22 protein-coding genes and 1 other annotated feature are annotated in these 21,577 nt (G+C 40.8%); of the genes, 3 read left to right on the top strand and 19 right to left on the bottom strand.

The genetic code is table 11. The annotated features are described in order from the left end of the window. Window positions 1-23 precede the first annotated feature (23 nt). The 9 genes from BN6556_RS00925 to BN6556_RS00965 form a co-directional block, all read right to left on the bottom strand. Window positions 24-1,277 (bottom strand): NtaA/DmoA family FMN-dependent monooxygenase, encoded by a 1,254-nt coding sequence (locus tag BN6556_RS00925; protein WP_066185984.1) that lies wholly within the window; start codon window positions 1,275-1,277, stop codon window positions 24-26. A 133-nt stretch (window positions 1,278-1,410) separates the two neighbouring features. Beyond that, a complete protein-coding gene (locus tag BN6556_RS00930) occupies window positions 1,411-2,325 on the bottom strand; it encodes an iron-hydroxamate ABC transporter substrate-binding protein (protein WP_066185987.1) in 915 nt (304 codons plus the stop codon). 36 nt (window positions 2,326-2,361) lie between these two features. Beyond that, a complete protein-coding gene (locus BN6556_RS00935) occupies window positions 2,362-3,393 on the bottom strand; it encodes a FecCD family ABC transporter permease (protein ID WP_066185990.1) in 1,032 nt (343 codons plus the stop codon). After that, on the bottom strand, window positions 3,390-4,424 hold the full coding sequence (locus BN6556_RS00940; protein ID WP_066185993.1) for a FecCD family ABC transporter permease: 1,035 nt from the start codon (window positions 4,422-4,424) through the stop codon (window positions 3,390-3,392). Before BN6556_RS00940 ends, BN6556_RS00935 begins: the two co-directional genes overlap by 4 nt. 23 nt (window positions 4,425-4,447) lie before the next feature. Continuing rightward, complete coding sequence (locus BN6556_RS00945) at window positions 4,448-5,302, bottom strand: ABC transporter ATP-binding protein (protein WP_392388578.1); 855 nt, start codon at window positions 5,300-5,302, stop codon at window positions 4,448-4,450. Between the two features lie 203 nt (window positions 5,303-5,505). Further along, window positions 5,506-6,195: a 2,3-diphosphoglycerate-dependent phosphoglycerate mutase gene (gene gpmA, locus BN6556_RS00950; RefSeq protein WP_066185996.1), complete on the bottom strand. Its 690-nt coding sequence runs from the start codon at window positions 6,193-6,195 to the stop codon at window positions 5,506-5,508. A gap of 152 nt (window positions 6,196-6,347) precedes the next feature. Continuing rightward, window positions 6,348-8,558 (bottom strand): glycoside hydrolase family 18 protein, encoded by a 2,211-nt coding sequence (locus BN6556_RS00955; RefSeq protein ID WP_066185999.1) that lies wholly within the window; start codon window positions 8,556-8,558, stop codon window positions 6,348-6,350. A 263-nt stretch (window positions 8,559-8,821) separates the two neighbouring features. Next, a complete protein-coding gene (locus BN6556_RS00960; protein WP_066186002.1) occupies window positions 8,822-9,379 on the bottom strand; it encodes a class I SAM-dependent methyltransferase in 558 nt (185 codons plus the stop codon). A 75-nt stretch (window positions 9,380-9,454) separates the two neighbouring features. Then, entirely contained in the window at window positions 9,455-10,222 is a 768-nt protein-coding gene (locus BN6556_RS00965) for a MerR family transcriptional regulator (protein WP_066186004.1), read from the bottom strand. Window positions 10,223-10,435: 213 nt separating this feature from the next. On the opposite strand from BN6556_RS00965, the gene BN6556_RS00970 reads away from it, so the two are divergent. After that, window positions 10,436-10,987: a hypothetical protein gene (locus tag BN6556_RS00970; RefSeq protein ID WP_066186006.1), complete on the top strand. Its 552-nt coding sequence runs from the start codon at window positions 10,436-10,438 to the stop codon at window positions 10,985-10,987. Between the two features lie 361 nt (window positions 10,988-11,348). Here the strand turns inward: BN6556_RS00970 and BN6556_RS00975 are convergent, their stop codons facing one another. Then, the gene (locus BN6556_RS00975) at window positions 11,349-12,164 is read right to left on the bottom strand and encodes a PucR family transcriptional regulator ligand-binding domain-containing protein (protein ID WP_066186008.1); all 816 of its coding nucleotides are present in this window, start codon (window positions 12,162-12,164) and stop codon (window positions 11,349-11,351) included. A 544-nt stretch (window positions 12,165-12,708) separates the two neighbouring features. Between BN6556_RS00975 and BN6556_RS22785 the strand changes: the two genes are divergently transcribed. Beyond that, entirely contained in the window at window positions 12,709-13,233 is a 525-nt protein-coding gene (locus BN6556_RS22785) for a fumarylacetoacetate hydrolase family protein (protein WP_392388579.1), read from the top strand. 94 nt (window positions 13,234-13,327) lie between these two features. Here BN6556_RS22785 and BN6556_RS00985 read toward each other — a convergent pair whose 3' ends face one another. Both BN6556_RS00985 and BN6556_RS00990 read right to left on the bottom strand, forming a co-directional pair. Then, window positions 13,328-13,720 (bottom strand): hypothetical protein, encoded by a 393-nt coding sequence (locus tag BN6556_RS00985; RefSeq protein WP_066186017.1) that lies wholly within the window; start codon window positions 13,718-13,720, stop codon window positions 13,328-13,330. 128 nt (window positions 13,721-13,848) lie between these two features. Then, window positions 13,849-14,184 (bottom strand): general stress protein, encoded by a 336-nt coding sequence (locus BN6556_RS00990; protein WP_066186018.1) that lies wholly within the window; start codon window positions 14,182-14,184, stop codon window positions 13,849-13,851. Window positions 14,185-14,391: 207 nt separating this feature from the next. Here BN6556_RS00990 and BN6556_RS00995 point away from each other — a divergent pair, with 207 nt between their 5' ends. Further along, on the top strand, window positions 14,392-15,603 hold the full coding sequence (locus BN6556_RS00995; RefSeq protein WP_066186020.1) for a serpin family protein: 1,212 nt from the start codon (window positions 14,392-14,394) through the stop codon (window positions 15,601-15,603). Between the two features lie 239 nt (window positions 15,604-15,842). Here BN6556_RS00995 and BN6556_RS01000 read toward each other — a convergent pair whose 3' ends face one another. The 7 genes from BN6556_RS01000 to BN6556_RS01030 form a co-directional block, all read right to left on the bottom strand. Continuing rightward, window positions 15,843-16,133 carry a hypothetical protein gene (locus tag BN6556_RS01000; protein ID WP_066186022.1) on the bottom strand — a complete coding sequence of 97 codons (291 nt, stop codon included), beginning with the start codon at window positions 16,131-16,133 and terminating at the stop codon, window positions 15,843-15,845. Window positions 16,134-16,157: 24 nt separating this feature from the next. Continuing rightward, on the bottom strand, window positions 16,158-16,595 hold the full coding sequence (locus BN6556_RS01005) for a hypothetical protein (protein ID WP_066186025.1): 438 nt from the start codon (window positions 16,593-16,595) through the stop codon (window positions 16,158-16,160). Between the two features lie 2 nt (window positions 16,596-16,597). Then, entirely contained in the window at window positions 16,598-16,819 is a 222-nt protein-coding gene (locus BN6556_RS01010) for a helix-turn-helix domain-containing protein (protein ID WP_066186027.1), read from the bottom strand. A 9-nt stretch (window positions 16,820-16,828) separates the two neighbouring features. After that, on the bottom strand, window positions 16,829-17,305 hold the full coding sequence (locus tag BN6556_RS01015) for a DUF2975 domain-containing protein (RefSeq protein ID WP_066186029.1): 477 nt from the start codon (window positions 17,303-17,305) through the stop codon (window positions 16,829-16,831). A gap of 201 nt (window positions 17,306-17,506) precedes the next feature. Further along, the gene (locus BN6556_RS01020) at window positions 17,507-19,165 is read right to left on the bottom strand and encodes a 2-isopropylmalate synthase (RefSeq protein ID WP_066186033.1); all 1,659 of its coding nucleotides are present in this window, start codon (window positions 19,163-19,165) and stop codon (window positions 17,507-17,509) included. 332 nt (window positions 19,166-19,497) lie between these two features. Further along, window positions 19,498-19,758, bottom strand: a binding site (T-box leader). A gap of 128 nt (window positions 19,759-19,886) precedes the next feature. Continuing rightward, the gene (locus BN6556_RS01025; protein ID WP_066186035.1) at window positions 19,887-20,666 is read right to left on the bottom strand and encodes an ABC transporter permease; all 780 of its coding nucleotides are present in this window, start codon (window positions 20,664-20,666) and stop codon (window positions 19,887-19,889) included. Continuing rightward, window positions 20,663-21,577 carry an ABC transporter ATP-binding protein gene (locus BN6556_RS01030; protein WP_066186042.1) on the bottom strand — a complete coding sequence of 305 codons (915 nt, stop codon included), beginning with the start codon at window positions 21,575-21,577 and terminating at the stop codon, window positions 20,663-20,665. Before BN6556_RS01030 ends, BN6556_RS01025 begins: the two co-directional genes overlap by 4 nt.

Consider the following 21,577-nt stretch of genomic DNA (forward strand, 5'->3'; position numbering starts at 1 on the left):
ATTCTACTGTTATTTTCATTTGGTTATTTTAGATGATCTCTCAGTGTCTTGCTTGTGTATTCCCGTCGAAAGACACCTGCTTCCGTTAACAAAGGGACTAATTGGTCGAAAAATAAATTTAATGATTTTTCTGTTCCACCTGGTATAGCAATAAATCCATCCATTGCTCCATCGTTATACCATTCGATGATACGACCTAACACCTGTTGAGGAGTTCCTACTTCCACCCAATGCGCGGAGTCAATCACCTCTGGTCTATCTAATAACCGTTTAACGGTTGGCTGATTATCGCTAATAAATCTACGCAGTAAATTGGCGTGTGTTCGACTGCGGACAGGCTGTTTTTCACTGGGAAGCATCACTTCAGTAACTTGTGTATCAAGCGGAAGCTCTCTTACATCAAGTCCAATTGTTGTTTCTATCGAGGCATATCGATGTTCTAAAGTGAGATGTTGATGTGCCTCACGGTGCATTTGCTGTGCTTCTTCATAAGAATCCCCAAGAAAGAAATACAAACCGGGAAGCACACGGATATCACTAGGAGAACGCTGATTCGCCTTGGCGCGGTTTCTTAAGTCTTGACGTAGCTCCTTAGCCGTTTCCTTATCAGGTGTAGCAGCAAAAATAGCACTAGCTACCGAAGCAGCAAATTGCCGTCCTGCTTCCGATGCACCCGCTTGGAATAAGACCGGCTCACCACTTGCATGCATAGCAATAGAAAGCGGACCTTTCACTTGAAAATAGTTACCTTGGTGCGTAATTGGCTTTACTAAATCTTGTGGATTCCTTGCTGTTAAGGCTTCAGCAGGAAAACTGCGCCAAAGCTTTTGTACAACTTCGGTACATTCTCTTGCCTTCTCATATCTGCATTCAGAAGACAATTTGCTCGTCTCACCGAAATTTTCTCCTCCGTCTAGAGAAGTCACAATATTCCATCCCGCTCTGCCATTACTTATCCAGTGCAACGTTTGTAATTGTCTAGCTAGAATGTAAGGTGGCTGAAAGGATGCTGAAATCGTTGTGACGAGCCCTATATTGTCTGTCTGTTCTGCAATCAGTGTTAATACTAAAGTAGGGTCTAAACCAGCCTGGGATGATAACCTGGCTGGGTGAGCATATAAAGAATCTGGTTTAAAGACAAAATCTAGCTTGGCCTGTTCCGCTCGTTGCGCCTGCCCGATTTGCGCAGATACTGCTTGATCCATTGCTGCTTGTTTCTTTTGACGATGGTTTAATGACAATCCAATACACAACTGATTTTTCAATGAAAACGTCAACTCCTTTTAAAAGGTTGTTCAAAAAGCCCAACAAAAATGACGAAGCGAATTTCTGTGCTAACCAGAGCGGAACTTCTGCTAAGTCCATCACGTCCTGAACTTATTGAACACGCATGATAAATGATGATCTATCCTATTTATCAAATCCTTGTTCAAAAATACCCAGTAAATGTTCCAGTGTGATCGGATCACTATAACTTGCTTCTTCCGTATCTATTTCAATCACTTGGTCATTTTGTACAGCCGGTATCGACTGCCAAGTATCGCTTTCCATAAATGTATTATCATCCCCACTCTTGCTCAGCACGATAAAATCCCCTGCATATTCAGGAAGTACTTCTTGAGACAAGGTATAATAACCATCTTCTTGAGCATCTGCTTCAACTTTTTCCGGCATCTGCAATTCCATCGCTTGATAGAGAAGTTCTGTGCCTCGAGCCCAACTGTCACCATAAACATAAAAATTTTTCGCATCGGTTTCAAAAACCGTAACAGAGACATCTTCACCATAAGCCTCTTTGATTTTATCTCCTGCTGCTTGGGCACGCTCCGTAAAGTCATCTATCCACGCTTGAGCTTCCTCTTCTTTGTTTAATAACTTGCCTATCTCCAGTTGTTGTTCTAAGTAATCCAGCTTGCCCCAGGTGTACACAATCGTTGGGGCAATTTTTTCTAGTTCATCTATGTTTTCCATGTGGGAACCTGCAATAATCAAATCAGGTTCTTGAGCAAGGACACTTTCTGGCTCATTCTCGGAAACTACAGGAACATCTTTTAAATCTTCTGCAAAAAGCGGGTTGGCTTTCGTCCACTCATCCACACCTACCAACGGGCCATCCAAGGCAAATACATTTGGTGCATTGGTTAACGCAACAATTCGTTGTGGATCAGTAGGAATCTCCACCGGTCCTGTTTCAGATGGGTAGGTAACTGTTTCTTCTGATCCTTCGTTTTCTGAGCCTGCTTGTTCTTCGTTCGTTTGCTGATTACCGCAGCCAACCAGGACAAAAAAACATAATGCAGCCAATAAAATCATTATTCTTTTCATATTCCATACCTCCAATAGACAAATGTCTATGATTAATTAATCCTTTATTTTTGCCAATAAGTATAAAAAGTAAGGAGCGCCGATGACGGCAACAATAATCCCCGCGGGTATTTCCGGCTGTTTAATCATCCGGCCAATCATATCTGCCGTTAGCAGAAGCAAGGCACCCGTCAGTCCTGCTATGGGAATAACATATTCATGCTTCTCTCCGACTAATCTCCTCGTCAAATGTGGGGCAACAAGTCCGACAAATCCAATCCCACCACTTACGGAAACACTTGCTGCTGCCAACGCAACGGCTGCTCCGAACAAGACTCGTCTTTCTCTCTCCAGATTCGTGCCAAGCCCAATCGACGTTTCTTCTCCTAGATGAAGAATATTGAGTGTTAATGATTTGGCATATACATAGGGAAGCAGCACTAACCATGGTAGAATAGCCAATACAAATTGCCAGTTTGCTCCCCAAATACTGCCAGCAAGCCAAGTAGCCAGGAATTGATAATTTTCTGGATTTAATTTCAATGTTAAGACAATCATCAAGGCATTAATCCCTGCTGCAACGGCAACTCCTGTAATCACTATCCGCATCGGCGAAGCACCTTGTGCCCTCTTATAAGAAAGTAGATAAATAACAACCGCCGCACCTGCTGCCCCACCAAAGGCCAGAATAGGCATTAATAATATGGAAACCGTACTTGCTGCTGAAAAGAAGGAAACAAAAAGCATAACTGTCAAACTAGCACCAGCATTAATACCGATAATACCTGGGTCTGCTAGCGGATTTCGTACGATCCCTTGCAATATTGTACCTGATATGGCTAAGCCCATTCCGACGAAGAGGGCGATAATCATTCGTGGTAAGCGAAAGTCAAACAATATCAATGTTTGTTGAGCAGTCCCTTGACCAATCAAGGCCGCCATAACCTCTCCAGGTGCTAAACGAATATAACCAGTATTAAGACTAATAAAAAACACGGTAATAATTAAAAAAATCAAAGTGGCTGCAACGATTTTGGCACGTTTTGCTTTTTGCAACTGCTGTTTCGTTACAAATGGCTGCTTGGTCATACCACACCGCCTCCTTTCCTTGCCAAATAAAGAAAGAATGGAACGCCTAAGAGGGCAATTAAGGCACCAACCGGCGTTTCATAAGGCGGATTTAGTGTTCGTGCAGCTAAATCAGCTAGTACAACAAGTAACGCACCGAAAATAAGAGAAGCTGGTATAATCCAGCGATAATCATGACCTACAAAGCGTCGAACAATATGAGGAACGATTAATCCAACGAAGCTCACCGCCCCAACGACTGAAACAGCCATACCAGCTAATATAACAATGATAAAAGCAGCCAACAGCTTAACCCTAGCTGTTTTTTCACCAAGTCCGACTGCTACTTCCTCTCCCAGACTCAAAAGCGTGATCGATCTTGACAGGGAGACAGCACCAATCAAGGCCAGCAGTAACCATGGTGTAATAATTTTCAATTGGAACCATGTAGTTCCGGAGACTCCACCCGCATACCAAAAGGCCAAATCCTGGCCAATCTCATAATATAAGGCAATACCTTCGCTTAAAGCAGCTAATAAAGCACTAACCGCTGCACCGGCTAATACTAAACGAACCGGTGTTAGCCCATTAGTGGATAAAGAGCCTACACCATACACGATTCCTGCTCCAAGGGCAGCCCCTAGAAAGGAAAATAGTATCACATACATATAAGACAAATCAGGAAAGAAGGCAAAACAGCAAGCCAGCATAAAAACTGCTCCAGCATTTAGCCCAAGCAGACCAGAATCTGCTAAAGGATTACGTGTCATCCCTTGCATCAATGCACCAGATACCGCAAAAGCCCCTCCTACGATCGCAGCTCCAACCATACGAGGCAAACGAAGCTCCCATATAATTTGATGCGATTGTATATTGGGATCAAAATGCAAAATGGCCTGCCAAACCGTTCGAACATTAAAATCCGCTGCCCCAAAGGAAACAGATAACGCGAAAGAAAAAAATAATAATAGCGTACCCATTATTAGAATAACGACACCTTTTAAGGGACGAGTAGTCTCCTTCTTCTCTTGCATCCATTCTTTTTGCTTCATTGCTTAATACCTTTCTTTATTATTTAGCTAGATAAGCTTTTCTGTAATCCAGATACACAATGATCGGACTTATGGCATGATGAGTCTGTAGCTGCCTGACATAATTGATACGACAAACAAATTGGGTTGGCACTATGTGGACATCGAGTTAATTGGGCATCGATTTGAAACACACGTTGTAAATTATCACAAGTCATCACTTCTTGCGGCGTACCATCTTTAACAATCCTGCCATCCTTCATAGCGATCATATAATGAGAAAAGCGTGAGGCGTGATTCAAATCATGAAGCACCATAACAATCGTACGTCCCTCTTCTTTATTAAGCCGTTCTAACAACAACAAGATATCCAGCTGATGAGCCAAATCCAGATAGGTAGTAGGTTCATCCAACACAAGGATATCTGTACCTTGCGCTAAAGCCATGGCAATCCAGACCCGTTGTCTCTGTCCTCCAGATAACGCACTGATCGACCGTTCCTTTACCTCCTCTAGTCCAGTCACTTCGATCGCCCAACGAATATACTCATAATCTTGCTTACTCAACGAACCCATCCCTTTTTTATAAGGGAACCGACCGTATGAAATAAGTTCAAATACCGTCAAGCCACCAGGAGCTTCCGCTGTTTGCGGTAGAATAGCCATTCGTTTGGCAATTTCTTTCGTGTCCACTTGATGGATTGCTTCACCTTCAAGAAGGACTGCTCCCTGTTTCACTTGCAAAATACGCGCAATCGTTTTGATCAACGTCGACTTCCCACAACCGTTTGGTCCAATAATCGTTGTTATTTGGTGGGATGGGATGGAAATACTTAAATCCTTGATGATCAATTCATTGGCATAACCTACATCTATGTCTTGAATATCCATCGCTTTCACTGGTTAAACTCCTTTCTTTTTTTACTATTCACACCTTAACTAAAAACTAATTGATAACGATTATCACTATCGTTTAAAGCGTTGCATTTGTCAAGGTAATATTGGACGGAATTTTCTCATCACACAAAAAAATCGAAGACAGACCCCTCTACGGATCTGTCTTCGATTTTTTTGATTTCCCCTATTGCTTTTGAACACGTCTCCTACTCATCTAAATAATACTTAGAAACCGGCACCATCTGCTCGTCCAATTCATAAACAAGCGGACTCCCAGTTGGAATATTAACATTCACGATATCTTCATCACTTATGTTCTCCAAGTATTTCATAAGTCCCCTCAAGCTATTACCATGAGCTGCTACAATCACTTTTTTCTCCTCTTTTAAAAAAGGTTTGATTGTTTGTTCCCAATACGGGATTACTCGTTCAATCGTTGTTGCAAGACTTTCAGCGGTTGGTATTTCCTCTAATCTTAATTCTTGGTACTTAGGATCTCTTCCAGGATAACGTTCATCATCGACATTTAATGCTGGTGGAAGCGTTCGGAAACCACGGCGCCACAGATGAACTTTCTCATCGCCATATTGATCGGCTACCTCTTCCTTATTTAACCCTTGTAGCGCACCATAATGCCGCTCATTCAGCTTCCACGTTTTATATACAGGGATCCATAATTGGCCCGTTTCTTCCAAGGTATAATCCAACGTTTTGATCGCCCGCTTCAAATAAGAGGTAAAGGCAACGTCAAAATGAAAGCCTTTTTCACGAAGGACCTTGCCTGCCTTTCTCGCCTCCGCTACACCATTTTCTGTTAAGTCTACATCTGTCCATCCCGTAAAGAGGTTGGCTTGATTCCATACACTCTCCCCATGTCTGATCAACACTAGTTTCATAGGCTTCCCCTCCATCTTTCTTTTCGTTCATACTATACCCTGTTTATAGGTGCTACAATCATCTCCCTATGCAGAAATTCTGCGGAGTCAACCAAAAAAAAGCCACAGCAAGCATTTTTTCGGCTGCAACTTTTTTTGATTAGTGCTATTTTTTAATTATCGGCTGCTGCTTTCCTCTTGTGTTGATAAAAGAAGGTACCTGCCCCTACGAACAAGATAATAACTCCAAGTAACAGATAATTAAATAAGGAAGTTGCAGTATCAGGTAGTTGTTTACCATCTGTTAGTGGTTTACTATCGTTCCCATCATCACTTGTTCCATTACCCGCATTATCTTCCTCATCATTCTCGATATCATTAGTGCTCGATTCATCCGTCTCGTCGTTTATATTGCCATCATCGCTTTCGCTACCATCTCCGTTATCTGTTTCGTCTCCGGTAGTTCCTCTGTCGTTATCATCATTGTTGCCATTTCCAGTGTGCTTGTCATCGTTATTGCCACCATCCCCACCATCGGTATCTTTGTTATCATTGTCTTCGTCGTCCCCTTCACCATTGTCACCTTCGTCTATTTCAACTTCTTCATCTTCCGTCCCTTCATCTTCTTCTACAACCGTAAACACACCATAAGTTGACATATGCTCAATGGTTAAGGTGATATTGCCTTCCACTACCTCCTCACCTATACGTTCCCATGCTTCCTTATCCTCTTGAAAATAATAGATTGCTGGTGCTTCGGCATTCTCGTTGACTGGCATCGATAATACAAATCCTATTTCACTTTGGAATAATTCTCCATCGGAATAGGCAAACTGGAAGGTATAGACCGGGCCAGCTGATTCTAAATTCGTTAAGTAATCTCTTCCTTTTTCCGCTTCTACAATTTTCAAAGTGGTTCCATGCGGTAAATCAGCAGGTAATTGCACCTCCACTCCTGTGTCCTGATCTTCTTCCAAGACCTTGATCAAGCTTTTTGCCGTTACAGATACTGGATCATCGTCTACCTGGAGTTCAACGATTGGCTCTGGATCAGGAGCTGGTTCTTCGCTTGATACACCCAACCCATGGGAAATTGTTTTTAAAAGATTTAATTCCTTGTCATCTCCTGCTAAATCCCAAATCATCGCACCCTTTAAACCTTGGTCTTTAATAAAATTCATTTTGTAACCTAATGATTCCACATTATCGTAAGAAATAAATTCCCCTTTTTGCTCGTTGTATAAATAAGGTACCTTTGCCGTATTATCGAAAAAGTAATAATAGCCATCCTGATTGATAAGCGATTTGATGACATCATAATTGACGGTACCACCTTCTAAGCCCGGCTTCTCCCAAGCTGCTGCACAAGATTGATAGGCACCATTCTCTATTTTCATCCCACCTCCATCGTCGGGATTACAACCAGCCCATGAATGACCATAAAAAGGCACACCTAATACCAGCTTGTCTTTCGGTACATCTCCGTAAACGTTAACCGTTTGATCTACCCCAAACGTCCATCCCCTGATTTCTGTTTCCAACGGATCGCCATGCAAAGGGGCATTATGTCCTGTCACTCCTGACCAAGTGCCATTAATGTCGTAGGCCATGATTGCCATATAATCAACAATGTCAGCTATTTTTCCTAATTCATTATTTTCTGCATAAGTCCACGTTGCTGCACCAGCAATGGTTACTAGATATTCCTTGTCATCCTCTTGCTCTGCTTGATCAAAGGCATCACGCACTGCTTGTAATACAAGTGTGTGATTTTCTTTATCACTTGGATCGCGTTCATTATTTGGCATGCCACCATCAACAGGATACTCCCAGTCTAAATCTAATCCGTCTAAGTTAAATTCTCGTACAAAATCAACCGCCGACTCTGCAAATACCTTCCGTGTTTCTTCTGTTCTGGCAACCAATGATAGATTATTAGATAAAGTCCAACCACCAACAGAAATTAATGTTTTTAAATCGCTATTTTGATTCTTTAAATCTACAACTTTGGGCAATTCAACCAAATCCACCTCAGGATCATATAAAACAATCGATCCGTTTTCGATGTCTGCCTCCTCTTCCCCTTGCAAATTCTTACAAGGCCATGTTTTCAGCTCTCCATCCGGAATTTCCTCATTGTCTGGATTGCCGTGCTCTCCTTCCCAACACACATCCGCAAATGCATAATTGATATGCGTTACCTTTTGTGCATCGATTTGCTCCGGTGGATTCCATGAACTGTAATATCCTAAGACCACTTTGCCCTCACCCGTATCGGCCTGAACGTTTTGCGGAACGAACATACCTGAGATAATCCATAGCAATAATAAACAACCATACCACAAATGCCGAAACTTCCTTCTCTTATTTGCAATCGCTCTCAATTAATGTTACCCTCCCTGTTATTTTTGACACCTTTCATAACACAGATATGAGTTACAGCATATGCAAAAGAAAAGTTGTGTAGATGTCTATACCTTATAGTAAAGACACCTGCATGAAATATCAATATCACGCTATTTTTGTAATGTTTTTGTAATATAAAACATTGATATATCAGCATTTGTGTGAAATCCTAAAATTATGGAGACGCTCTTTAGGTATATACCAATTACACATATCTTATTAATATGGGAAACGCAATGCACTATTCCTTTTTACAGGCATCGATAATCAATGATGGAAATCTCAGCTCTCCCTTTTGATTCCTGGGATCATATTGTTTCGAACGGAAGATAACTCCGTCTTCTCCCTTCCATTCTTGATGATGAAAAGCACCATCCTCATCAAAAAATTCAAGCAACTCTATTTGGAAACCAGCCTCCTGAAACATCGCCGTTAACGTCTGATAATTATGGACCGTTTGATGACTGGCAGCGGGATGGTCTTTAGGGCCAGGACCACCTACTTGAATCGTCTTCTGGTAGTCTGGATCAGGAAAAAAGCCATCAGGAACAGCACACCGTACATAACCTCCATTCATCAAAAATTGATAACAGATCTTCGCCGCATGCAGCCCTTGTTGATACGTTAAATGCTCCCAAATGTGCTCCGCCAAAATAGCGGTAATCGACTGTTTGTGAAATTTCTCCATCCAAGTACTTTCGTCAAGAAGGTCTAACTCATCCTCATTGGTATGTAACCATCCTGGGTTATTATGATACGGACCTGCACCAACGACTACCCTGATAGGTTCCGAGTTCATGATAAACCACCTCTTTTATCAAAATTTAAATATGAAAAGCTTTTCTAAATGATAACACAACAAAGAGCCTGTCATTTAGACAGACTCTTGCCCAGTAAAAATAAGAATAGCATCTCGTAAAAAACGGGTACCGTTCTTTACCTGTTTGTCATAGTAAGCCGTAAAACGTTCATCTGCAACATACATTTCTGCAAGGCCTACATGTGCCTCTTTGGAATATGTTGACCAGGAATACATCAGCCATTCCTTGTGCTTGGCAGCTGCTTGTTGTGCCAGATCTGAAGCCGGGTCTCCTGTCTGATACGCTTTTTCCAATAAATCAAACAGCTCTTTTTCTAACTGAACCATCGCTTGATAGTCAACCTGTGACATGCCACGTATTTTTGCATTACTATTCTCGATGGTTTCTTCTCCGTATTTTTCACGGATTTCTTCGCCATAAGTCTCTTCATTGTCTTCTATCATTTTTTCTTTAAATGCTTCAAATTTTTCTTCTGTTGTCATATGCGACTCTCCTCTCTTATGTTTCATCGTTTTATCGATGGTGATCAATACTTGATCCAGATAACGCCGCTTCTCCAATATCTCGTTACGATGCTGCGTCAAAGCTTCCAATTGGTCAAAATTGGGTTTACTGATAATCTCCTTAATCTTTTTTAATGGGAAATCCAATTCTCGAAAAAGAAGGATTTGCTGCAGCATTTCCAAATCTGCTTCCGAATAAAGCCGATAACCTGAATCCGTTGTTGTTTCTGGTGACAGCAAGCCTATCTCATCATAATGATGCAAGGTGCGCACACTAATTCTAGCAAGATCTGCCACCTCTTTTATTTTTCTTAACAAGTGTCTAACCTCCTTTCACTTTTATCTTAAACTATCACGTAACGAGAGAGTCAACATTTTTCGGGATTTGCCCGTTTTTTTTATTATCAAAACTAAGACCTAAGACGTAATTGCAGTTAGTCGGAAGATTTAGTAAATTTTACATCTAAAACCCCTTATCAGGAAGGTCATTTTCACATATAATGAAAGAAAAAACATGAGGGGTTCATGGGGATGGGACAAAAACATATTTACCTGTTATTCACCAATACGGGTACTTTATTTACAAAAGCGATAAATTTATATACGAAAGCGGATTATAATCATGCTTCCATTGCATTGGATCTCAGCTTAAAGGAAATGTATAGCTTTGGGCGAAAAAATCCACGAAATCCATTTTTTGGTGGTTTTGTGAAAGAGAAGGCGCAAGAAGAAATTTTCCAGAAAGCAGACTGTTCCATTTATGCGTGTGCCATTAATCCCAATCAAGAAAAAAGATTAAAAGAGGCCCTATCCTTTTTTATGAACAGGAAAGAGATCTATCATTATAACTTGTTGGGATTATTTGGGGTCCTGCTCAACCTGCCAATTCAGAGGAAAAATGCTTACTTTTGTTCCCAATTTGTGGCTTATATTTTGGCAGAAGCTGCAATTGTTTCCTTTGACAAACCTTTGGAATTGGTAACACCACAAGATCTTCAGGAAATACCAACTCTAACTTGTATCTATAAAGGAAAACTGGAAGGCGTGATTCAAGGTACTGTCAGAGCATCTCACACCTTCTAACCATATTGCAACGTGGAGTTTGGATAGGTTTGTTACAAAATCCGTTCCTTAATGCGTGTTCAAAGGGTGATTCATCGGCAAAACCTCAGGTGTCCTGAAGCTGTGATTATTTGCCCACCGAAATTCATTTGTTTCAGGTGACACTAGTATATCCTGTTAAATACATAGCCCAAATTCGCAGCGATTGCGCTTGCATATCTTATGTAACGATGTTCAAAATGGTAAAAGGATGGTATAGCTTTTAGAATACATGAGGAACAGAAAAGCGCACTTCTGTGTTATCCATAGAAAGTGGATGGCTCCCTTGGCAGAAATGCTACAAAATTCGATACGTCATTTTTTTAAGCTTTTAAATACCTCCTTAAAATAATAAACTTTGCTGCCACTTCATAATAGCAGGCAGCTCCTGTTCATTTTCGTCGCGCCATTTTGCTACATAATGTGAAATCATTTGTGCTGTCTGATAAAAAACAGTCTCCTCCTCTTTGTTTGCCATCTCCTCACATTCGATCAATAAACATGCTTGCCTGTTCGCCAACTCTATTCTATAAATCAGCCGATCTTGATCATCCATGGTGAGGTCATTAACGAAACCATGCCACTTCTGGATAATGTTTTCAGTTGTATAGCTGGTATTATGATAATAAACCTCTCCTGTACAAGAAAGAATGGCAAATGGATGATCGATACACTCACCTGCTAATTCCATATATTCACTTGTTTTCCTGCCGTTCACACTAAAATGCCTCAACTGGCTTTGAAGGGTCTGTTTTTCATGAAGCCAGGTTACCCTTTTATTTTCTGCTGCCATCGCCAAACATTGTACTTGATCAGAAAACGGTATCCGATCATTCAACTCCAACAGTGGAAAATCAAGATAATTAGCCAGATCAATAAGCGATTGTGGCATACATTCCCAATAGTCTCCTAATTTTACAGCAAGTCCTGTAACATTCTTTTTATGCAATTGCAGCAAAAACTTCTTGGCCTGTTCCACATTACACAATACACGAGCTGTCGTCCAAACAAATACCCCATCTTCCATGCTGTTTTCTATTTCAAAGTTATCAACGATACAAATATCTTGAATGATTTGTTGTTTCTTATTTGGTTTTGTTAGTAAACGCGTTTCAGAGAATGGAGATACCTTTAGTGCTTCGTTTATGGTTAGTTTCATTCACTTCACCCCGTTTTGTTTCCTTTTACATCATTATAGAATATTTGTAACGGTCATCCTTATTCTTTTGTAAGATCATCTTACAACATATTTATTTTTCTATAAAAACCTTTTTATTCCATTTTTTGACCGTGATTTTCTTTCAGTCACTTTCATTGACAATGTACGTTAACTTTATTGACATATAAAGATAGAAAGTTTATATTGTATAGTATAAGTTGCTCTAATGGAGGGGAAGGAAATGAAAATGGCTACCGTATCTTATCGAGGACAAGAGCAAGCAGCTTTTGTTCATAATGATAGTTATTACTTAATCGACAGTATCAATGATATGGAGAACAAAAACTGGCCAAATGACGTATTCCACTTGATCGAGGGGCAGTATATAGAAGAGTTAGAAATTTGGTATCTAGCCGGGGGAAAAGAACTGCTTGATTATTGTCACCCCATTAATAATGACCAGACAGACATTCATCCGTTATACGACAAGCCGGGCAAAATAATTGGCATTACCGTTCCTCATCATTTCGACACTTCAAAGCGCTTGCCGACTTGCTTCATTAAACCAAGCACTTCTATTATAGGTGATTCAGATGCGATCCAAGCACCATTTGCCTCTAGGCATATTTCCGCTAAGGCAGAATTAGCCATTATTATTGGTAAAACGGGGCGGAATATTGAAATGAATGAAGCGGAGAATTATATTGCTGGTTATACGACAGCTATAGATATAACAGAAACCACTCTGTCTAATCAAGATGTCATAACTGCCAAAAGCTTTGATACCTTCTTTAGTTTAGGATCAGAATTCATTAGTAAGAACAGCGCAGAACGTATAGAGGAGTGGAGTCTATCCACTTTACACAATGGTATCCTTGTCCATGAAATACCTATTACCGATTTACCTTATAGTCTTAGTTCTATTGTCAGCCACCATTCTAAATCGATGACCTTGTTACCAGGAGATATATTGCTAGTAGGTAATCCAGAAGAAGTTGCTATTCAGCGCAATGATCAAATAGCTGCTTTGGTAGATGGCTTCACGCCATTAATTAATTGTGTGACTTGATGTTTGGGAGCCTTGTTTTATCTGATAGTGACAAGTTTACGATGGCTTCAAGAAGAATATGCTAGCCATTCAATAGCTAACGCATGTTTACAAATTAGGTCAAGTCGTTCTTCAATTTTTTGAATCGCTCGTCTAACATCTTGTGCGGATTAATTTCTCTTGTGGCTGCTACCTTTGCTGCATAACTGGCAAAGTTCAGACCAGCGCCAAAGATTTGTAATGCGCCATCCCCTAAGTTTCCATGCTTTAAATCCTCTATGCCGTCACGCAAGAAATTATCACTCTCATCTAAATGGCAATCGGCCACCTCTTTATTCCCTGCGGCACTTAATTTCAGATTCTCCAAGATTTGATGGGCTGTCTCTTCTGAAATACTAGCATCTACATCGATGAGCATTTCATTAATCGGCTTCACCAGTTTGGCATAGGTACTATCATATTCTTCACAATATTGAGTGATTTTTTCTCTTAATTCGTTTGCTTGCATGACACACACCTTCTCTTTTCTTCGTTAATGTAGCGTAAAAAAAGTATATGGATAACGCACATAAATACAAAATAAAGCTCGGTTGCATCTATCACCGCCTGCCATAACCAGACAGGCGGTTTTAGAGTTTAGTCTTCCAATAGATCTGCAGCTTGGTTATTTGTAACGATTAAAAAGACTTTACCCTCGTCCATATCGGCTTCATATTCCTGCGCGTCCTCTTCTTCTATACCTAGTTCACGTAATTTTTCTCTTAATTCATCCCCCTGTTTCTCAAATGCTTGTCCAATATCCTGTTTATTATAATCAACCCCTGACGCGTCACTATGCTTAACGATCCTTGCTGTACGATCATCATCATGAGAGAGCACAAAGATATCTTCAGAGGCGATCTGATTACTTACTAAGGTGTTAATATCGCCCTCTAACGTTTCGTCATTGGTATAGATTTTTACAAATGGCATATTGTGTTTCCTCCTTTTATTCATCTACTATTGGTATACCCGCATTTCACAAAATTAATTACTTTTTTACCCTTTCCATATTTTCAAATTTAATACTTCGATTGGAGTGATAAGCGGTGTTTATTAGAATCCATTGAAAGAAGTTGTTGACTAGTCCAATATATGATATCTTTAACAAAACAATCGATCGAAGGAGTGGCAAGGTGGATGAAAAAATTAATGTGTGTGTTTGCATTTCTTTTATTAGTTGCGTGTGGCACCAATAACTCCGATCAAGAAGAAGGGGAAAGCGGCCAAACAGTAAATGAGGAAATCCCAGAAAAGGTGAATCAATTGGGATTAGAAGGACTCGCTCAAGTAGATCCAAACGAGGCAGGGAATAGATTTCTGTCACCAGTTAGTATTTGGCTGGCGATGAATATGGCTTATCATGGTACTTCAGGTGAGACCAAAACAGAAATAGAGCAGGCATTTGGTATAGAGAATGTTAATGGGGAGGAACTAAGCACTGCCAATCATACTCTGCTAACCAACATTGGTGAAACAGAGGAAGAGATTGAGCTATCACTTGCTAATAGTTTATGGCTGAACGAAGCCTTTACATTGCAGCCAGGTTATCAAGAACAAGTAGAGGAACAGTACCTTGCACAGTTGGAGCCAATAACCACTGCTGATGCAATCAATAACTGGGTCGCGGAACAGACGAACGATCGCATCGAACAAATGATAGATCAAGTAGATCCGAGTCTAGCCGTGCTGTTACTAAATGCCATCTATTTTCAAGGACCATGGACATATCCTTTTAATGAAGAATTAACCGAGGATAGCGACTTTCATTTATCGGATGGCGATACGAAGCAAACGTCGTTTATGCGGTTATCAGAGGACCTCGCTTATTTTGAAGACGAAGAGGTACAAGTTGTAGCACTTCCTTATGGCGAAGAGGAAACCATTCAGATGCAAATCTTTCTACCATCTGAAAAACTTGATTTTGAAGACTTTCAGACCCGTTTCGATGTAGAGAAATGGCAAGCATGGACAAAGGAAATGCAAACGGAAAACGGCTTCGTCTCCTTACCTTCTTTTGAATTTGAATATGAAACAGAATTGAACCAAGTATTCCAGAAAATGGGGATCGAGCAAGCCTTTGATCCCGATCATGCGGACTTTTCTGAGATGCTGGAATTAACCGAATCCAACAATGCCTATATCAGTGATACCCTTCATAAAACGTTTATTTCGGTCGATGAATCCGGCACCGAAGCAGCAGGTGCTACATCTGTAGCTATTGATGTTACTTCCGCTCCCATGGAGGAACCATTTCAGATGGAGATAAACCGGCCGTTTGTATTTACAATTACCGATACCGAGCGTGAGTTGATCTTGTTTGCCGGAAGTGTGGAAGATCCAACAGAATAACCTGGTGATTATAGCAAGAAGTGAACAACATTATACACGTACCATAGCCTCTCCGAAATAAGGAGCAACACATAAAAACTTTTAATCCCTCACACGCCTGTTACAGCAGATGAGGGGTTATTTTTTATTGGACATCATTCAAACCATAAGCGTCCGAAAGAATACCATGAATGACAACATAGCAAGAACGATCGGCAATACGTCTGATCCAAAAACACAAGATCACTTGGTGTACATAGCTACGGCATAGAACTGGTGATCAATGTAATTAATACAGACAAAAGACCTAACAAGATACTCATCAAAGTGGAAGCTAATACCGTTGCGCGTATAACCGATGACCGCTTGTCGATAGCTTTGACTTTGCTATACATGACAAAAATGATTATCCCTAAAAAAATCGATCCACCCCAGCCAATCAACCCTATTCTAGTGACTAATACTTCCCAATAGCTAATCCACAAGTATAGTATCACGACATGAGCAATCACTAAAGGGATGGAGAGGATCGCTACTAATCTTTTTAACATTTACTTTTCCTCACTTCCCCACCATTAGTACCTATCACTATTGTTTTCTAACATACCTCGTAATAACGCTGTATCTTCCACAGACAGATCAAAACCATTATGCTCATGACCTGTATACATCACTCTGCTTTTCTCCCCTTTGTTTCCAATGGTGAGATGTAATAAATGGGTACCACCGTTTTCATAATGGACAACGAGATCATAATCAGGTCTCCCTTGATAAACATCTACGTTTTGTTTTCTGCCCTTTGCATTTTCTAAAACTTGTTGAAAAGTTGTTGTTAATGTATCTTTGTTGATGGTCTTGACATGCTTCCCACTTATTCCACCATACCCATCTGATTTAGAGACAGAAACAGAGGAAACATCATCTAACAGCGTCATTTGTTCGGCTTGTGATTGACAAGCAAGTAACAGAAATGGACAACCAACTATGATTAATAGTAAGGAGATCGTTTTCACCGTTATACTCCTTCCTCGTTATCTGCTTTATACTCCAGAATATCGCCAGGCTGGCAATCTAGAGCCTTGCAAATTTCTTCTAATGTGGAAAAACGAACAGCCTTCGCTTTGCCATTTTTTAGAATCGATAAGTTGGCCATGGTAATCCCAACCTTATCGGTTAACTCCGTCATGCTCATTTTTCGTTTGGCTAACATTACATCTATATTTACAATAATCGCCATGTGCTCACCTCAGATAGTTAGGTCGTTTTCTCTTTTGATTTGTAATGCATTACTTAATAAACTTTGCAGAACAGCTGTAAATACAGCAATAACAACGGAAATAAAAAGAATCAACAATCCGACTAAGCCAATCCCTGGATGCAAGGCATTTACGATAAAAAGAATCAGCATCCCTAACGCATACATCAAACTAATGATGATGGCAGCATATTTAATCAAGCCAATTCTATGTACTGCCACCTTAGAAAAGGATTCGTTTTTATCGACGTACCCTAATAGCTTTAACGCTTGATACAAGGCGAAGAAAAAAGGAATGACAGTTACATAGAGACCAATCAAGACAGGATATTCTAAATAAGCATATTCTGGATACACCGCAGCTGATTGAGCAGCTAAATGTGGCAAGGCAAAGATACAAAGACTAACAATCATCACACCAATCAAATACACAGTAAATTTTAAAAAAATAATCTGTCCTTTTCCCATAAAGCACCTCTTCTTAGTTATTACCTATATCATACCATTTATTTTATCGTTTTTCAATAAAATTTTATCGAATAATAAAGGACCTCTTTTTTTATGATTCGATCGTTGTTGGGAAGCACGTAAAAAGCCCTGACAGTAAGATTCTTTATTACTGCCAAGGCGTTTGGATAAACGCTATTCGGTTGTTACTATATCAGCGATTTAAAAAGTTTCCAGTCTATTCACTGCCACCACTAAGGCATGGACAGAGGCCATCAAGACATCTTCATCGATGCCCGCTCCCCAATACATGGTTCCTTGGCTGGAGATGCCAATTTGAGCACAGGAATCGGCAATAGAATCCGTTCCTAACGATTGCTGTTCATACACTTCCAAGGCAAAGTCAATATCAAAATGCGTTTTTAAGGCATTGCTTATCGCGTCTAAACTGCCATTCCCTTCTCCTTGTATGACGATTTCCTGATTATCTACCGACAATGTTAAGGTTACCTCTTGGTGTTCTCCTTTATGGAAGCGATAATCCAACAGTTGAAAATGCGGCTGGTAGTTAATATATTGTTCTTGGAACACCTGATAAATTTCTTCGGACGTCAACTCACGATTAGTCTGATCCGAAACATTTTTGGTAAAGTAACTCATCGCCTCATTCATTTTATATGGCAACTTAATGCCGTAGTTGGTTTCCAGAATATAACCGATCCCGCCTTTGCCTGACTGGCTGTTAATGCGAATAACATCGGTTTGATAATTTCTGCCTAAATCGGCTGGATCCACTGGAATATAAGGCACATCCCATTTTTCGATATGATGTTCTTTTCTGTATTTCATCCCCTTGGAAATGGCGTCTTGATGAGATCCGGAGAAGGCTGTAAAGACCAAATCACCAGAGTAAGGCTGTCTCTCATAGACATTTATTCTCGTTAGCTCTTCGTACTGGCTGCGAATTTGATCCAAATTGGTAAAGTCAAGTAATGGATCATACCCTTGAGAGTACATATTCATTGCCAAAGTAACCAAATCCACATTTCCAGTACGCTCACCAATGCCAAACAAGGTACCCTCGACTCGGTCAGCACCTGCCATTACTCCGAACTCGGCATCACTCACGCCGCAACCTCTGTCATTATGTGGGTGTATCGACAACGTTACCGCGTCACGATAGGCTAAGTTTTTGTGAATATATTCAATTTGACAGGCAAACACATGCGGCATGGCGATTTCCACTGTAGTAGGAATATTAATAATCGCCTTATGATCCGGTGTTGGCTGCCAGATATCCAATACTTCATTACAAATATCCAAGGCATATTCCACCTCGGTGCCCGGAAAGCTTTCTGGACTGTATTGGAAATAAAAGTTACCTTCTGTCTGTTCCGCTAATTCTTTCACTAAAACAGCACCATCTAAGGCAATCTGTTTAATTTCTTCTTTATTCTTTTTGAATACCTGACGCCGCTGTGCCACGGATGTTGAGTTATACAAGTGAACAATCGCTCTTGGCGCTCCCTCAATTGCCTCGAAAGTTCTGCGGATAATATGCTCACGCGCTTGTGTAATTACCATAATTGTTACATCATCTGGAATCATATTTTCTTCAATTAATGTCCTTACCAGCTTAAAATCCGTCTCCGAAGCTGCAGGAAAGGCGACTTCAATCTCCTTAAAGCCAATTTCTACTAACAGCTGAAACATCTTCAATTTTTCATCTAAATTCATCGGAATCGGCAAAGCTTGGTTTCCATCCCGCAAATCAACACTACACCATATTGGCGCTTCTTCTACGGTCTCTTTTTGCACCCAATCATATGTCAATGTCGGCGGTAAATAATATTGCTTTTCGTATTTTTGATGGTTAAACATGGTCTATTCCTCCTCAAATTAGGATAAGAACGAAAAGCGCAAAGCGCCCTCTTAAAAACGTAGAGATTGGAGCGACGCAACTGAGATAAAGGAAACACGGCGACGCAAGGAGTCGATGTTGACTTTCACCCGCAGGGCATAAGTGCGACTTTAGCTCTGTCTGCGCCTGTTGGCTTGCCAGTCGCTAAGTCTTCTTTATCGTAGGGCGTGTCGCGAAATCTCTAAAGTTTGGCGCTTGGAGCTGGACACGGCTGTTCCTGAATAAGAATTTATTCATGCAAAATGATATACTTTCCTATCTTATAAAAAAGCCTCTCATCTCCAATCATTACATTGGAGACGAAAGACTTCTGCTTACGCGGTACCACCCCGAATTCATGATAAAAGTATTATCATGCACTTAACAGATACAGAGGCGCGCCCTATACCCTTCCCGTGTAACGGCGGGAGGCCGTTCTCAGTTATTCTCAGAAGATCTGATTTCACTTGGTCTGCTCCAAGGTGAGTTCCTTACTTTCCTGCTGTTGCTTTTCATCAGCCAGCAACTTTCTGCAAACAGGTTGGCAAGTACTACTCCTTATCCCTGCATTTAAATTTGATATTGTTATTAGCTTAGCAGATTTTTAAACAATTGCATAGGGATAAGGGCTTTTTTGTATAATAAAAATCTTCCACAGCATCTTCTGAACCCATACAGGTGTTGTTATAAACACCTTCATTCTTAATGCTGGTCCGCCATCAACCACCACGCCAAGGTACTACCCACACCAATGATACTCGTGATAAAAATAAGCATTAGCCCCAACCAATCGAGAGCCATACTACTTGCAACGATACCACTGTACAGTGCGGGAATTGCCCATGGAAAATAGGCACCAAACCCGGCTGCTGCGATAATTTGTGCAAAGACAAGAACGATGATTACAAAGCCAAGCGGAGCTAAATACCCCCGACTGTAACAAGCTATAAAAGCAACTGGTGTACTTAACAGGATGACCAATACCGTCACCAACAGCAATACTCCCAGCCCCTGCAGAAAAACATCGAGTGACCCTTGTGGCAAGCCGACAAACCAGCCAAGTAATAAGCCTAGCGTAATAATATAAAGGCTGATTAGCAAACATGTGAGACCAGCAGCGATAAATTTGGCAGCCACCATCACTGCTCGGGGATAGGGAAGTGCCAGCAGATCCTTTATCGTTCCATCTGCGTACTCCCGACCAAACAACCAACTAGATACAAAGCCAAAAATTAATATGCCTCCTACGGCAATCATTTGGGCAAGCAGATTTAAATAGGCTGGCCAGCTGGCTTCACCAACAATTTGAGCTTGAGCGCCAAGTAAACCCGACCTTTCAGCAAATGCTGGATACCGTAGCACAAACATAAAAAATCCTGCTATCAAAGGAGCGAGCGTAAATGCCCCCGTTGTTATCCAAACGACCTTTGATTTTCGAACTTTGAGCAATTCCACACGTAAGGCAGGCAGCAAATATTTCATCTTATTGCCTCCTTTTCTTGTCTCAGTATCCTTAGAAAATAAGCCTCCAGATCTTCCGCTTCTACACTTAATCTAGTAGGAGGAATCCCTTTATCAACAAGCAAACGGGCGATTTGGTCTGGAGATTGTATCGCTTGCTGATCATGGACTTCTATCAGCCCTTTTTCATTTATTTGAGCAGCGACCAGATTAGTAACCGCTCTGTCATTATCACGAGTATCAATTACCAAGCGTTGCTGCAACAGGCGATGTAAGCTGGAAGAATCGATTTCCTGTACCAATTTCCCTTTATCTAACACGCCAATCTTGGTAGCTATCTTGGCTACCTCACTCAGGAGATGACTAGAGATCAAGATTGTCACGCCATGGTGATATGCCAATTCTTGTAGTAATTCACGAACCTCCACGATACCAGCAGGATCCAAACCATTAACCGGCTCATCTAAAATTAATACATCTGGTACAGGCAATAGGGCCTTGGCAATCCCCAGGCGCTGCGCATTTCCAAGTGAGAGGTGCTTTGCCTTCGCATCGGCATACTGCATGATATTTAACTGTTGCATCACCTTTTCAACCGCTCCCGAATCGGAAATAAGCCGCAAACGCCGATAAATATGAAGATTTTCTTCAACCGTCAATTCCGGGTAAAAATGAGGCGTCTCCACTAGATACCCTACACTACGCCAAATAGGATAATGACGCAGACTGACTTTTTTTTGATGAATATAGCAAGCACCTTCTGTAGGACGAATCATTCCTAACAACATACGAATGGTAGTCGTTTTCCCCGCTCCATTTAAACCAATAAAGCCATAGATTTCCCCTTTTTTGATATGTAAGGAAACCTGGTCAACCGCCTTAACATTTCGATAAACCTTAGAAATACGGTGCAATTGGATTACTGATTCCAT

This window comes from Gracilibacillus timonensis (assembly GCF_900086715.1).
Lineage (GTDB): Bacteria > Bacillota > Bacilli > Bacillales > Amphibacillaceae > Gracilibacillus > Gracilibacillus timonensis.